General features: G+C 72.6%; 15 protein-coding genes. 6 read left to right on the top strand and 9 right to left on the bottom strand.

Annotated elements, in window-relative coordinates:
• Positions 1-10 precede the first annotated feature (10 nt).
• On the top strand, positions 11-874 hold the full coding sequence (locus IE153_RS01620) for an Fpg/Nei family DNA glycosylase (protein ID WP_189587748.1): 864 nt from the start codon (positions 11-13) through the stop codon (positions 872-874).
• A 12-nt stretch (positions 875-886) separates the two neighbouring features.
• On the opposite strand, the gene IE153_RS01615 is transcribed toward IE153_RS01620, so the two are convergent.
• From IE153_RS01615 to IE153_RS01600, 4 genes are all read right to left on the bottom strand, one after another.
• A complete protein-coding gene (locus IE153_RS01615) occupies positions 887-2,068 on the bottom strand; it encodes a PP2C family protein-serine/threonine phosphatase (protein WP_189587746.1) in 1,182 nt (393 codons plus the stop codon).
• Positions 2,069-2,178: 110 nt separating this feature from the next.
• Positions 2,179-2,829, bottom strand: a complete 651-nt coding sequence (locus IE153_RS01610) for a zf-HC2 domain-containing protein (RefSeq protein WP_189587744.1) — start codon at positions 2,827-2,829, stop codon at positions 2,179-2,181.
• A 151-nt stretch (positions 2,830-2,980) separates the two neighbouring features.
• A complete protein-coding gene (locus IE153_RS01605; RefSeq protein WP_189587743.1) occupies positions 2,981-3,493 on the bottom strand; it encodes a hypothetical protein in 513 nt (170 codons plus the stop codon).
• 152 nt (positions 3,494-3,645) lie between these two features.
• A complete protein-coding gene (locus IE153_RS01600) occupies positions 3,646-4,191 on the bottom strand; it encodes a sigma-70 family RNA polymerase sigma factor (protein ID WP_189587742.1) in 546 nt (181 codons plus the stop codon).
• A 222-nt stretch (positions 4,192-4,413) separates the two neighbouring features.
• Here IE153_RS01600 and IE153_RS01595 point away from each other — a divergent pair, with 222 nt between their 5' ends.
• Positions 4,414-5,565, top strand: a complete 1,152-nt coding sequence (locus tag IE153_RS01595) for a CapA family protein (RefSeq protein ID WP_189587741.1) — start codon at positions 4,414-4,416, stop codon at positions 5,563-5,565.
• 67 nt (positions 5,566-5,632) lie between these two features.
• Here the strand turns inward: IE153_RS01595 and IE153_RS01590 are convergent, their stop codons facing one another.
• Positions 5,633-6,094, bottom strand: a complete 462-nt coding sequence (locus IE153_RS01590) for a universal stress protein (protein WP_189587740.1) — start codon at positions 6,092-6,094, stop codon at positions 5,633-5,635.
• 154 nt (positions 6,095-6,248) lie between these two features.
• Here IE153_RS01590 and lysX point away from each other — a divergent pair, with 154 nt between their 5' ends.
• Positions 6,249-9,539: a bifunctional lysylphosphatidylglycerol synthetase/lysine--tRNA ligase LysX gene (lysX, locus tag IE153_RS01585; protein WP_189587739.1), complete on the top strand. Its 3,291-nt coding sequence runs from the start codon at positions 6,249-6,251 to the stop codon at positions 9,537-9,539.
• Between the two features lie 89 nt (positions 9,540-9,628).
• Positions 9,629-10,471: a polysaccharide deacetylase family protein gene (locus IE153_RS01580; protein ID WP_189587738.1), complete on the top strand. Its 843-nt coding sequence runs from the start codon at positions 9,629-9,631 to the stop codon at positions 10,469-10,471.
• A gap of 40 nt (positions 10,472-10,511) precedes the next feature.
• Here IE153_RS01580 and IE153_RS01575 read toward each other — a convergent pair whose 3' ends face one another.
• Positions 10,512-11,180 carry a class F sortase gene (locus IE153_RS01575; protein ID WP_189587737.1) on the bottom strand — a complete coding sequence of 223 codons (669 nt, stop codon included), beginning with the start codon at positions 11,178-11,180 and terminating at the stop codon, positions 10,512-10,514.
• 352 nt (positions 11,181-11,532) lie between these two features.
• On the opposite strand from IE153_RS01575, the gene IE153_RS01570 reads away from it, so the two are divergent.
• A complete protein-coding gene (locus IE153_RS01570; RefSeq protein ID WP_189587736.1) occupies positions 11,533-12,051 on the top strand; it encodes a hypothetical protein in 519 nt (172 codons plus the stop codon).
• Positions 12,052-12,189: 138 nt separating this feature from the next.
• Here the strand turns inward: IE153_RS01570 and IE153_RS01565 are convergent, their stop codons facing one another.
• The 3 genes from IE153_RS01565 to IE153_RS42260 form a co-directional block, all read right to left on the bottom strand.
• Complete coding sequence (locus tag IE153_RS01565; RefSeq protein ID WP_189587735.1) at positions 12,190-12,729, bottom strand: hypothetical protein; 540 nt, start codon at positions 12,727-12,729, stop codon at positions 12,190-12,192.
• A 225-nt stretch (positions 12,730-12,954) separates the two neighbouring features.
• The gene (locus tag IE153_RS01560; RefSeq protein WP_229828627.1) at positions 12,955-13,719 is read right to left on the bottom strand and encodes a bestrophin-like domain; all 765 of its coding nucleotides are present in this window, start codon (positions 13,717-13,719) and stop codon (positions 12,955-12,957) included.
• Between the two features lie 24 nt (positions 13,720-13,743).
• A complete protein-coding gene (locus IE153_RS42260) occupies positions 13,744-13,875 on the bottom strand; it encodes a hypothetical protein (RefSeq protein WP_268251694.1) in 132 nt (43 codons plus the stop codon).
• Between the two features lie 28 nt (positions 13,876-13,903).
• On the opposite strand from IE153_RS42260, the gene IE153_RS41375 reads away from it, so the two are divergent.
• Entirely contained in the window at positions 13,904-14,350 is a 447-nt protein-coding gene (locus IE153_RS41375; RefSeq protein WP_229828625.1) for a hypothetical protein, read from the top strand.
• The last annotated feature ends 6 nt before the right edge of the window (positions 14,351-14,356 follow it).

The raw sequence follows: 14,356 nt of genomic DNA, 5'->3' as shown, positions 1-14,356 counted from the left end.
CTCTGGACTCATGCCGGAACTCCCCGAGGTCGAGGCGCTCAAGGACTTCCTGACCGAGCACCTCGTCGGCCACGAGATCGTACGGGTGCTGCCCGTCGCGATCAGCGTCCTGAAGACGTACGAACCGCCCCTGTCCGCGCTGGAGGGCCAGGAGGTCACCGCCGTACGCAGGTACGGCAAGTTCCTCGACCTGCGGACCGCGGACGGCCCGCACCTCGTGACGCACCTGGCGCGCGCCGGCTGGCTGCACTGGAAGGACCGCCTGCCCGACGGGCCGCCCCGCCCCGGCAAGGGCCCCCTCGCGCTGCGCGTGGCCCTGGAGACGGGTGCCGGGTTCGACCTCACCGAGGCCGGCACCCAGAAGCGCCTCGCGGTGTACGTCGTGGCCGACCCGCAGGAGGTCCCGGGCGTGGCCCGGCTCGGTCCGGACCCGCTCGCCGGCGACTTCGACGAGCGGCGCCTGGCGGAGCTCCTGGCCGGTGAACGGCGGCAGCTCAAGGGCGCGTTGCGGGACCAGAGCCTCATCGCGGGTGTGGGCAACGCCTACAGCGACGAGATCCTGCACGCGGCGAAGATGTCGCCCTTCAAACTGGCCGCGTCGCTGAGCGAGGAGGAGACCGGGCGGCTGTACGCGGCCCTGCGCGACACGCTCACCGGCGCGGTCGAACGCTCCCGGGGCGTGGCGGCCGGGCGGCTGAAGGCCGAGAAGAAGAGCGGACTGCGTGTCCACGGCCGCACCGGCGAGCCCTGCCCGGTGTGCGGCGACACCGTCCGCGAGGTGTCCTTCGCCGACTCCTCGCTCCAGTACTGCCCGACCTGCCAGACGGGCGGCAAGCCGCTCGCGGACCGCAGGATGTCCCGCCTGCTGAAGTGACCCGGGCCCGGGTCATCGGGCCGGCGGTGTCCACTCGAACATCAGGATGGTCGCGTCGTCCCGCAGCCGGCTGGTGGGCGAGTCGAGGATGGCGTGGATGAGCCGACGCAGCGTCTCGGGTGCCAGCTCGCCCGCGGCCGTCGCCCCGATGATGTAGTCGGCGAACTGTTCGAGCCCGAACTCCGCGCCGTCGACGGCCCGGGCCTCGGTGACCCCGTCGGTGTACATCAGGACCCGGTCGCCGGGCTTCAGCGCGATCTCGTGTGTCTCCCGCCTGCCCCCGGTCAGCAGGGACGGCATCCCCATCGGCGGGTCCGCCTCGCGCCGCATGGCGTCGACGAGCGGCCGCCGGTCACGGATCAGCAGCGGGGTGGGGTGCCCGCAGTTGACCCACCGCAGCATCCCCGACGCCAGGTCCAGTTGGGCGAGGACACCCGTGCAGAACTGGTCCGGGAGCCACTGCGACAGCGCGTCGTCGACGCTCTCCACCAGCTCGGGCAGGTCCGCCCCGGTCCGCCGGGCGTTGCGGCACGCGGCCAGCGACACCGCCGTGGTCAGCCCGGACGCCAGGTTGTGCCCCATGGCGTCGAGGACCGCGACGTGCAGCGTCGTCTCCGTCAGGGAGTGGTCGAAGGCGTCGCCGCCGAGCTCGTAGGCGGGCTCCAGCACGGCCGTCGACACGACGTGCGAGGTGCCGATGGTGCGGGGCGGCAGGAAGGCCCGCAGCATCTCGGCGGGCAGCCGCATCGGCCGGGCGCGCAGACGCCGTACGAAGGAGTCCTGGTACGCCCGCGCGGACGTGATCATCATGGCGAGCAGCTTGGCCAGGGCCCGGCCGCGCAGCAGCACGGACGGGGTCAGCGAGGGGCAGTTCACCGCGAGGACGCCGAGGCGTTCGGCGCCGTCCACGAGCGGGATCCAGGCCGTCATACCGCCGGCCTCGGATTCCTCCACGCGCAGCGACTGGGTGCGGTAGGTCCAGCCCGCCAGCGAGCCGTCGACGAGCAGGGAGGAGGTCACGTCGGTGAGCGGTACCAGCCGGCGCTGCTGGATGTCGGCGAGGTACACCACGGAGTTCTGGATCCCGAGGGCCCTGGTGCAGCGGGCCGCCGCCGTGGGCAGGTCCAGTGCGGCGTTCTCCGGATCGGCGAGGAACTCCTCCAGGTGACCGTCCCCGGTCTCTGCCGTCGTCACCTCGTCTCCCCTCAGCGGGACCGCGGGCACCCGGCGCTCTCCCGGGTGCGTCGTCCAGCAGTCTCACACCGGGGCGCGGGCGGCGCCCGGTGACAGGGGCGGACGGATGGTCAGCTCGGCTGGAGTCTCCACAGGACCTCGCCGGCCGCCGAGCGGATCTCGTAGCGGGCGATGTCCTCCGGATGCATGGAGGAGCTGGCCATCATCGTGTTGGGGTGGTCGTGGCCGGGCCCGTGCCAGCTGGTCGCGGTCTCCTCGGTGCCGTCGTGTCCGACGATCACCAGGTGGCAGGGGCGCGGACCCGAGGCGTCCTTCACCTTCAGCTCGACCTGGCTGCCCGAGGCCTCGTCCTCGGTGGTGACCTGTGCCCACACGCCCGTGCGCGCATCGGTCGCCGCCACCGTCCGGGACTCCTCGGCGCTGCCCTCGGCCATCATCGCGATGCCGGGGACCGACGCCGCGAAAACGACCGAGGCGGCCAAGGCGAAGAGCAGACGCCTGCGTCCGGTCCGGCGCCGGGTCGCCACCTCGGCCAGCAGCCCGTCCAGCATGCGCGGGCCGGGCTGCGCCATCGGGTGCACGAACCGTGGCGTCGCCCGCCGGTACAGCATCAACTGCCGTGTGGTCGCGCCGAATTCCGTCACCTCTGCAGCGCACCGAGGGCACTCCATGAGGTGGTCCTCGAAGCGGAATGCCTCCGCCTCGTCCAGCACGCCGAGCGCGTAGGCCGCGACGTCGTGATGCCTTTCCAGGGACCTCATGCCGAATCCTCGTGCCGTTGGGTGCGGGTGGGGTTACTCCTTGCTCCCACCGGTACGGACCAGGCAGCGGAATCACTCAAGCCGGTGACACAATCGCAACCAAAGGATTCGGAGCCCTCCGGCCCCCGGATTGGTCCGGGGCCGCAGAAATCTAAAAAAGATGGATCGCGAGGTGTCCCAGCGGCAGTCCGAGCTGCCAGGCGGGCGTCCAGACCTTCGGCCCGTCGTCCTCCCCGACCACCGGAGCGCCCCCCGGCACCGCGTTCAGATCGGGCGCGAGCAGCTCCGTCTCCTGCAGCCAGCGCCAGGCCTCCTCGGCGAGAGCCAGGTCCGGCGCGGGCCGCCCCGACCGCGCCGCGCCCACGGCGAGCTCGACCAGCCGTTCACGCACCCACTCCTGCCACGGCTGGTCGTACGCGGTCAGCGACAGCCACGTCTCCAGCTGGGTGACGACCCGGATGCCGGACAGCTCCCCGTCGGTGTCGGACAGGAAGATGGTCAGCGCCAGGGCATCGCGCCCGGCGCGGAACTCGAAGGACGTCGGCGGCATCAGATCGCCGGTCCGCAGCAGCTCGTCGGCGATGTACTCGGCGTACAACCACGCCATGGGGACGGTCAGTTCGCCGTCGGCGCCGTCCGTACTCCCCTGCTCTCTGTCCAGCATCCCTTCCTGCCTTCCTCCGGTCCGTGCGCGTCACCCGACACCGGGCCCCGGGGACGCTGACCGCCCCCTCCGGAACACGGATGAGAACAGCCGATTACTCAACCGGGGTCATCGGCAAGGCGCTTTACGGAGGCTTGACCCACCCATTGGTTTCATCGCAGGTCGGCGGCGTATCCCGGTAGCACCCTGCGCAGGGCGCGCAGCGCGTAGTACGCGCGGGACTTCACGGTACCGGGCGGGATGCCGAGGGTCGCCGCGGCTTCCGCCACACTCGCCCCCTGGAAGTACACGAGCACCAGGACTTCACGGTGCTGCGGAGTGAGTGTCTTCACAGCCTCGCGGACGTCGAGCGTCGCCGCGGCCCGCTCGGCGTGGTCGGAGATGACCCGCGCGTTCTCCAGCGCCGCGTCGCCGACCTCGGGCGGACGGGCCTGGCGGGCCCGCCGGGCGTCGATCGCGAGGCGCCGTGCGACGGTCATCAGCCAGGGCCGCACGGAGTCGAAGTCGTCGGCGCGCAGGGCCTCGGGATGCTGCCAGGCGCGCACCAGCGTCTCCTGGGCCAGGTCCTCCGCGCGCTGCCGGTCGCCGTCGCAGAGCCGCAGCAGCAGCGCGAAGAGGGGCCGGCCGTGCTCCCGCTGCAGTGCGGCGAGCTCGTGCTCGGCGGTCGTTCCGTTCGTGAGAGTGGATCCGGCCGTCATGGCCGTATGCCACCGCAGGGCGCGGCCCGGGCACAGGGCACGTACCCGGCTGTGCGGCGGACGGTCGATCGCGTCGACGAACGGTTCGACGAACGGTCAGGGCGCCCGGCCATGTGGGTGCCGGAGGGGCTGATGGGCGTGTCGGAGCCGCGTGGGGCGCCACGTGCCTTCTTTCCTGATTGTGCGTAAATACGACCACAACGCCCACAGTGGGGTGAATGCATGCTCGCACGCAGTCGACAGATCGCCCTGGCCCTGACCGTCGTCCTCGCCACAGGCGCCGCCTGCCAGGCCCGCGGACACGACAAGCCCGGCCCCGGACGGCCGGCACCCGCCGCCGGGCCCCGCGGCTTCACACTGGTCGCCTCCGGTGACGTCCTCCCGCACAGCACGATCATCGACCGGGCCCGCTTCGACGCCGGCGGCACCGGCTACGACTTCCGGCCGATGCTCGCCGGGATCCGCCCCGTCGTCTCCCACGCCGACATCGCCCTGTGCCACATGGAGACCGTCTACGGCGCGGACGGCGCCTACACCGGCTACCCCACCTTCAAATCCCCACCCGAGGTGGCCCCGGCCCTCGCCGCCACCGGCTACGACGGCTGCTCCACCGCCTCCAACCACACCCTGGACGACGGCGCCGACGGCATCCGCCGCACCCTCGACGCCCTCGACCGCGCGGGCGTCCGGCACGCCGGCTCGGCACGCACCGAGGAGGAGGCGCGCACCGCGACCGTCCTCGAGCCGGGACCGGCCAAGGTCGCCCACCTCGCCTACACCTACGACACCAACGGCCTCCCCTTCCCCGAGGGGCAGCCCTGGGCCGTCAACCTCATCGACGAGGCCAGGATCGTCGAGGACGCCCGCGCCGCGCGCCGGGCGGGCGCCGACGTGGTCGTGGTCTCCCTGCACTGGGGCACCGAGTGGCAGGACGCCCCCGACGACCGGCAGCTGACCCTGGCCCGGAACCTCACCGCCGCGCGCACCGGGAACCGCCCCGACATCGACCTGATCCTCGGCACCCACGCGCACGTCCCGCAGGCCTACGAGAAGGTCAACGGCACCTGGGTCATCTACGGCATGGGCGACCAGATCGCCGGCGAGATGACCAACCACGAGGGCGCCAAGGACCCGCGCGGCAACCAGTCCACCCTCGGCCGCTTCACCTTCGCCCCGCCCGCACGGCCGGGCGAGCGCTGGAAGGTGACCAAGGCGGAGTTCGTCCCGCAGCTGTTCGACGTCGACGCCGGCCGGGTCGTGAACCTCAACCGGGCGCTCGCCCAGGGCGCCGACGTCCGGGCCGTCCGCGACCGCATCCGCGACATCGTGCTCAGCCGCGGCGCGGCCGGGGACGGACTGGTGATGGGGGAGTAGCACCTGCTTCGGCCGCCTCGCCGATCGGCGGGAACCCGGTGATGGCGGCCGAACACCGAGAGGTCCCCTACGGCACCACCGTCACCGGCCAGCGCCCCGCCTTCACCAGACGGACCGCCACCGAGCCGACGATGCGGTGGCCCGACTGCTCCGAGGCGCCCACGACGACCGCGTCGGCCTTCAGTTCGTCGGCCGCCGTCACCAGGCCGTTGTACGGGTCACCCCGGAACGTGTGGAACTCCCAGCGGACCTCGAATATCCCCTTGAGCCGCTCGGCCGACTCCCGGATCTGCGCCACCAGGTCCTCGGCGATCTCGTCCGTGGTCCCGGCCACCGGCACCCCCAGCGCGGCGCCCGCCGCCAGCACCGGCTGCACGTACACCACGGCGAGCAGCGCGTGCTGCCGCCGGGCCAGGCCGGCGGCGTAGGCCGCGGCGCGCAGGGAGGAATCGGAGCCGTCCACCCCGACCACGATCACCTTCGGACCGTCCGTGCCCCGCTCGAACCGATGGGAGTGCTGTTCCGTCACGCCGCGAGGCTATCGGAACCCCCCGGTCCGCCCGCCGGGCGGGAGGCCCGGGTCCGCGCACCCGGTTGCGGCCGGGATCCCCGGGCCTCCTGGGCCCCGCGGGGCGGGAGCGCTCGACGGGCGAGGAGGCGCGGGTGTTCCTAGAGTCGAAAGCATGAGCGTCATCGCGGACACCGGGACGGCCGACGACACCTCAGGCCTGATACGGCCGCCCCACCGGGCGCACGGCTTCCTGAGCCGGGTACCGCAGGGCTTCGCCATCTTCTTCGGGGCCCTCGGTCTGCTCTGCGCCCTGCTCGCGCTGATCCCCCCGCTGCGCACCGGGCTGCGCCCCCTCGTCCGCTTCCTGGACCTGCTGCTCGTCCCGGTCAGCGCCAACCTCGCCTACGCGGTCTTCCTGTTCCTGCTCGCCGCAGCGACCGGTGCCCGCAAGAAGATCGCCTGGTGGCTGGTCGTCGTCTATCTGGGGCTGCTGGTCCTCACCGACATCCTCGGCATGGCCGTCGGCGAGTTCGCCGAGTCCGTCCCCTCCCTCGTGGTGTGCGGCCTCGCCCTGATCCTGCTGATCTACGCCCGCAAGGAGTTCTACGCCGCCTCCCGCCGCGCCGCCGTACGCCGGGCCCTGGCCGTCCTGGTGGGGGGCCTGGTCGTGGCGATCCTGGTCGGCTGGGCCCTGGTCGAGGCGTTCCCGGGCACTCTGCCGCGCGGCGAGCGCCTGGCCTGGGCCGCGAACCGGGTCTGCGGCGGACTGGTGCCCGCGGGCTCCTTCGACGGCCGCCCGCCGCACGCCCTGTACTTCCTGCTCGGCCTGTTCGGCGCGCTCGCCCTGCTGAACGCCGCCACCACCCTGTTCCGCTCCCAGCGCCTGGAAGCCGCCCTGCACGACGACGAGGAGGCCCGCATCCGCGCCCTCCTCGGCCGCTACGGCGACCAGGACTCCCTCGGCTACTTCGCCACCCGCCGCGACAAGGCCGCCGTCTTCTCACCCAGCGGCAAGGCCGCCGTCACCTACCGCGTCGAGGCCGGGGTGTGCCTGGCCAGCGGCGACCCGGTGGGCGACCGGGAGGCCTGGCCGCACGCGATCGCCGCCTGGCAGGCCGTGGCCCGCCGCTACGCCTGGGTCCCGGCCGTGATGGGCGCCTCCGAGGAGGGCGCCCGGGCCTTCGTCCGCGCCGGGCTCGGCGCGCTCCAGCTCGGCGACGAGGCGATCCTTCACGTCCTCGACTTCGACCTCGACGGCCGCGACATGCGCGTCACCCGCCAGGCCGTCAACCGGGTCCGCCGCACCGGCGTCACCTGCCGCGTCCGCCGCCACTCCACCCTCGGCGAGGACGAGATGGGCCAGCTCGTCGAACGCGCCGACGCCTGGCGCGACACCGAGACCGAACGCGGCTTCTCCATGGCCCTGGACCGCCTCGGCGACCCGGCCGACGGCGACTGCCTCCTCGCCGAGGCCCTCGACCAGGACGGCCGGCTCCTCGCCATTCAGTCCTTCGTGCCCTGGGGCAAGGACGGCGTCTCCCTGGACCTGATGCGCCGTGACCGCACCGCCCCCAACGGCGTCATGGAGTTCATGGTCGCCGAACTGTGCGCCGTGGCCCCGAAGCTGGGCGTGCGCAAGGTCTCGCTGAACTTCGCCGTGTTCCGCTCCGTGTTCGAGGAGGGCGCCCGCATCGGCGCGGGACCGGTGCTCCGCCTCTGGCGCCGCCTGCTTCTGTTCTTCTCCAAGTGGTGGCAACTGGAGGCCCTGTACCGCTCCAACGCCAAGTACCACCCCGAGTGGTACCCCCGCTTCCTCTGCTACGCGGAGGCCGCCTCCCTCGCCCGGGTCGGTCTCGCCTCCGGCATCGCCGAGGGCTTCGTCTCCGTACCGTCGATGCGCACGTTGTGGGGAAAGGGAAAGGGGCACCCGAAGGGCGGACAGCGGCCCGCCACCACGGAGGGGCTGCCGTCGTTGGCGGCGCTCGGCCTCGCCGGAGGGGACGGGACCGAGCCCGCCGACCCCCTCTCCCGCCTGTCCGACCAGGTCCGCGTCCGGCATCACAAGCTCGCCCGGCTGCGCGCCGACGGCATCGACCCCTACCCGGTGGGCATCCCGGCCCGCACCCACACCCTCGCCGAGGTCCGGCCGGGCGAGCAGGTCACCGTCGCCGGCCGGATCATGCTGGTCCGCGACTTCGGCGGCATCGTCTTCACCGTCCTGCGCGACTGGTCCGGCGACCACCAACTCGCCTTCACCCGCGACCGCTCCGGCCCCGCCCTGGACCGCTTCACCGCCGACACCGACATCGGCGACCACATCACCGTCACCGGCGAGGCGGGCGTCAGCGACAAGGGCGAGCCGACCGTGTTCGTCACCTCCTGGCAGCTCACCGGCAAGTGCCTGCGCCCGCTGCCGGACAAGCGACGGGGCCTGGCCGACCCGGAGGCCAAGGTCCGCATGCGCTACCTCGACCTCGCCGCCAGCCCCGCCGCCCGCGACGTGGTCCGCGCCCGCTCCACCGCCGTCCAGGCCGTACGCCAGGGCCTGCTGGCACGCGGCTACCTGGAGGTCGAGACGCCGGTGCTCCAGCAGATCCACGGCGGCGCCAACGCCCGGCCCTTCACCACCCACATCAACGCCTACGACCTCGACCTCTACCTGCGCATCGCCCCCGAGCTGTACCTCAAGCGGTTGTGCGTGGGCGGAATGGAGAAGGTCTTCGAGATGGGCCGCACCTTCCGCAACGAGGGCACGGACTACAAGCACAACCCCGAGTTCACCATCCTGGAGGCCTACCAGGCGTACGCCGACTACGACGTGATGCTCGACCTCGTCCGCGAGCTGATCCAGGGCGCCGCCACCGCCGCGTTCGGCAAGCCCGTCGCCCACAAGGACGGCGAGGAGCACGACATCTCGGGGCAGTGGCCCGTCAAGACCGTCTACGGCGCCGTCAGCGAGACCATCGGGGAGGAGATCCACCCCGGCACCGAGCTGCCCGAACTGCTGCGGCTCTGCGACCGCGTCGGTGTGCCGTACACCGCCGACGACGGCCACGGCGACGTCGTCCTGGAGATGTACGAGCGGCTCGTCGAGGAGAAGACCCAGCTGCCCACCTTCTACAAGGACTTCCCGACCGACGTCTCCCCGCTCACCCGGCAGCACCGCACCGACCCGCGCCTCGCCGAACGCTGGGACCTCGTCGCGTTCGGCACCGAACTCGGCACCGCCTACTCGGAGCTCACCGACCCCGTCGAGCAGCGCCGCCGCCTCACCGCCCAGTCCCTGCTGGCCGCCGGGGGCGATCCCGAGGCGATGGAACTCGACGAGGACTTCCTCGACGCCCTCGAATACGCCATGCCGCCCACCGGCGGCCTCGGTATCGGCGTCGACCGGCTGGTCATGTTCCTCACCGGACTGACCATCCGGGAGACCCTGCCCTTCCCCCTGGTGCGCCGCCGCTGACCCGTCCGCGTGGGCCGAACGGGTGAATGTGCGCCGCCACACCGGTGTTGCTCGCGAGCGTCGGCCTTCGGCCGGGCGACTGATGAGTCATGAAGAAGGATCAGTTGCTCACCCGGCTGCTCACCCGGCGCCGGGCGTTGATCGCTGCCACCGGCGCCGTGGGAGCGGCCGCGACGGCCGGAGTGATCACGACTGTCACCGGGGACGGACCCGTCACCTCCGCCCCGGCCGCGGGACCCCCGGCCCGGCCCGTCAAGTCCTCCGCGTACCGGCTGCAGCCGGTGACCGGCTACGGCCCGCCGCGCGCCGCGCCCCGGCGGACCCTGGTACGCCGCGAAGCGCCGCTGAAGGTGTCCGGCCGCGGCCGCACCATGGTGCTGACCTTCGACGACGGCCCCGATCCCCGCTTCACCCCGGACATCCTCGACACCCTGGCCGAGTACGACGTGCGCGCGATGTTCTTCGTGTGCGGCGAGATGGTCGCCGGCGGCAGGAAGCTGCTGGCCCGGATGGCCGACGAGGGCCATGTCGTCGGAAACCACACCTGGTCCCACCCGTTGCTGACCCGCCTCACCCGTCGCCAGATCCGCTCCGAGATGGAACGCACCAGCGACGTCATCGAGGACGCCTACGGGGAGCGCCCCGAGTGGTTCCGCGCGCCCTACGGCGCCTGGAACCGCGCCGCCTTGCAGCTCGGCGCCGAACTCGGCATGGAACCGCTCGGCTGGACGGTCGACACCCTCGACTGGACCACCCCGGGAGTCCGGTCCATCGCGAACCGGGTCGAACGCGGCGCCGCCCCCGGCGTCGTGGTGCTCTCGCACGACGCCGGGGGCGACCGCTCGCAGAGCGTGCGGGCCCTGCGGCGCTACCTGCCCGAACTGCTGGACTCCGGCTACCACGTCACCGTGCCCCGGCGGCACTACGCGTGAAGGACGCCCTCGGGCCTATCGCCCGCCCGGCCGGGAACGCTCAGCGCACCTCGACCAGGCGGGCGAAGGCGACGACGTTCCCCGCATAGCCTTCCTGCTTGGAGAACCCCCCGCCGCAGGTGATGACCCGCAGTTCGGGCGCGCCCTTGGACGCGTAGACGCGGTCACCGGGGAAGTTGTTCTTCTCGAACACCTCGACGCCGTAGATCTCGAACATCGCGGTCTTTCCGTCCTGCCGGGCGACCTCGACGCGATGGCCCTTCTTCAGGGCCCCGAGTCCGTAGAACACGGCGGGGCCCTGCTGGTTGTCGACATGGCCGACCACGACCGCGGTGCCCTTCTCGCCGGGGGTGACGGCACCGGTGAACCAGCCGGCCAGGTTGGGGTCTTCCGGCGGCGGTGCGCCGACCCAGCCGTCCGCGTCCAGGCCCACGGGGATGATCGGCGCGTCGACCTGGATCGCCGGGATCCTGACCCGGTCCGGGAGGGAGTAGGGCAGGGGGCGTACGGTCCCGGCGAAGGTGCCTCCGGGCACCCGGTTGTCCGCGGCGGCCGCCGTCGCCGGCTGCGGCGGGCCCTCGTCGAACTCCCCCGAACCGTTCCGGATGAGGGCGAGGCCGGTCAGCAGAACCAGCGCTATCACGCCCCACGGGGCGCGCTTCCTCGGCCGCGCCTCCTCTTCCGCCTGGGCCAGCTCGGACGCAGACATTCGCCATCCCCTCTCGACATGGCCGTCGCCCTGTCAGTCGCGCATATCCGAACGCTAAGTGGCACGCGGGAAACCGGCGACGGGGCGGGGGCGAACGGGTGGCCCCGGGACGGAAGGGGTGGCTCGGGGGCCAGGAGGTGCGCCATCCGAGTTGCCGCCGCGAGGAAATTTCTGACGACCCGTGACCTGCGGCGATGTCCAGTTGTGCGGTTTTCCGGCACCGTCTTCTCTCACCAGGACGGACCATTCCCGAAATGCGGCTCGCGGCACGGCAACTGACTGTCTCTCTGGGAGGCGCTTTCTCGCCGATCGACCGGGGACGGGTCCCGGGGCGTCTTCCGCGGAGGTTCACATGCGTAACACTCGTGCCCTGGCGGTCGCCGGCGCGGCGGTCGCCGCCCTAGGCCTCTCGGCCCCCGCGGCCGTCGCGTGGGAGACGCCCAGCAACATCACCGCCCTGCCCAGCGTGATCGCCCCCGGCGGCCAGCTGACCATCACGGTCGACGGCTGCCGGGGCGGCGGCATGGCGACGTCCAACGCCTTTTCGCCTACGCGGCTCTCGCCGGTCGGCGGCGGCAAGGGCAACGAGGGCGACCGGGGCGGCGCCGGCAACGGGACCGCGCGGGGCACCGCCGTCATCAACAGCGACGCCCGTCCGGGGCCGTACGACATCACGGTCGACTGCGGCGGCAGGCGGATGACCAAGCCGCAGGCCTTCACCGTCATCGGCGGTGTCCGCGGCGGTATCGGCGGCAGCACCACCACCGGTGCGACCCCGACCGACGTGGCCATCGGCGGCGGTCTCGTGGCCGCGGCCGTCGTCGGCGGTGGCGTCTTCTGGATGCGCCGCCGGGCCGAGCGGCGCATCTGACGCCTCGCTGCGCACCTTCGACGAGTCACCGCCTCGCACGTGAACGGTCTTCGCCCCGCTTCCCCTCTTGTCGTCTTCAGGGGAGCCGGGGCGAAGGCCTGCGGTCGTGGCGTCCGTCGGCCGGCGTCCTCGCCGGGGCTAGCCGGCGTCCTCGTCGGTGCGGCGGCGCGAGAAGTGGTAGGCGACGCCGAGGGATCCGGCGATCAGCGCGGCGCCGAGGCCGATCTCCTTGAGGTCGAATCCGGCGAGGGTGCCGCCCTCACCGGCGTGCACACCCTTGTGGGGGTGGCGCGTCGGGTGATGGGTGGGGTGGTGCGTGGGGTGGTGTGTCGGACGGCCGCCCGCGATCGTCAGGCGCGCGGTGCCGCTCGACTCGTCGCACTCGAACTCCACGTCGTACACGGCTCCGGGCTTGGCGTCCCAGTCGACGACGGCTGTCGCCCAGGACTCCTCCGGCGGGATGGTGACGATGTCGAAGACCGCTGAGTTGACCGCCGCCTCCCCCTGGCACGCCTCGTTGCGTTCCACCCACAGGGTGATCTCACGGCCCGCCGCCACGGTGGAGGGCATGACGCTGAAGCCGAAGTCGGTCTGGATCGCCGCGTCGGCGGCGGGCACGCAGGAGGTGAGGGCGCCGGCGCCCAGCAGTACGGCCGAAGCGAGGCCTATCGCGCGCATGGTGAATCCTCCGGGTCCCCGAGGAGCAATCGCGGACCTGTTCCGCTCGCGTCACAAATGCACCTCGATGCCCGAAACGCTAAGAAGACGAGCATGGTGGCGCGATCGCAGTAGCGCGAATGGGGCAAGGGTGTGGGCCGCCCGGGGGAACGCCGCCCACGCGACCGGGGGACGGCGGCGGTGTGTCGCGCGCCCCCCGGCCGGGATGCGTGGTGCGCGGCGCCGTCAGTCCCCGACGCCCGGGAAGAGATTCAGGAACGGGTCCGCCGAGGCGGTCACGCCCCTGCTGTAGGGCGAGTCGAAGTCCCAGATCAGGAACAGCAGGAAGGCGATCAGCGCCGAGAACAGCCCGGCGAGGACCAGTTCGCGGGTCGTTCTGCGGATCTGCAGGGCGAAGATCATCCCGATGGTGATGACGGCCCCGGCGATCAGCCCGAACCACACCACCCCCGGCATGGTCTCCCCGGTCGACTCCGCCCGGGCGATCCGGGCCTGGTTCGCCGCGGTCACCTGGTCCAGCAGCGGCTGGTAGGCCTGGGCCTCGAAGTCCGTCGCCGGCTCGTAGTCGGTGACGTCCTGGCGGATCCGCTCGAAGAGCTCGGCGCCGCGCGGGGTGACCTCGCCCTTGTCGGCCATCGTGTCCCACTCGGTGGTCACGACATGGCTGACATACGTCCGGATGTCGTCCCGGATGCGGTCGCGTTCCTCGACCGGATACACCCGTACCCGTTCCGAGATCTCGTGCAGCGCGGTCGCCTCGGCCTGTACGTGGTCCTGTGCGGCGCTGCGCCCTTCCCAGACACCGGCGATCGCCAGGCCCAGGACGATGGCGTAGACCACGCCGATCCACATCGTCATGTACTCGATGACGTCCGGGGTCTCACTGGGGTCCTCGTCCTCGGGCGCCGCGCGGTGGCGTACGAAGGTGATGATGACCACCACGGCACAGGCGGCCAGCATCGCGAGGGTGAGAACAAGCCATTCCGGCAAGAGGTACCTCCAGGGCTTCAGGGATCAGCGCGCGCGCAGCGCGGCCACGGCCACCACCGCGGGCACCGTGACGAGCAGGACGAAGGTGAGCGGCGACAGCGTGCCGTCGGCCCTCCGTGGCCGCGGGGGCGTGGCGCGGTAGCGCGGGTAGTGCACGGGTGTCGCGGACGGACGCGGCGCGGGGGTGGCCGACGGGGCCGGTGCCGGCGCCGGTGGAGCGGGTGCCGGCGGCACGGGCCGGGGGACCGGCCGGGGCGTGGGCGGTACGGGGCGTGGCGCGGGCGGCGGTGGAGGCGGCGGCTCGGGCCTGGCCGTGGGGGGCGGCTCTGAAAGCGGTGGCTTCGGTGGGGGCGGCGGGTCCGGCGTCGGCTTCGGCGGGGGCGTCGGCTTCGGTGGTGGCTTCGGTGGCGGGGTCGGTGGCGGGGTCGGGGTCGGCGTGGGGGAGGGGCTCGGCGTGGGTGTGGGGCACGGCCAGGTCTTCTTGCTTCCGGCGTACGCCACCGCCTCGGTGCCGTCCGGCCCCGTGGAGGCGTACGCGCAGGCGTCGGCCACCGCGACCCCGGCCGGTGCGCCGACGAGCGCCCAGGTCAGCGTCGCCGCCGCCAAGGCCCGTGCCGCAAGGGCGGGTTGAGTCGAG

Source organism: Streptomyces massasporeus, assembly GCF_014648995.1.
GTDB lineage: Bacteria > Actinomycetota > Actinomycetes > Streptomycetales > Streptomycetaceae > Streptomyces > Streptomyces massasporeus.
This window is presented reverse-complemented; position numbering and strand designations above follow the sequence as displayed.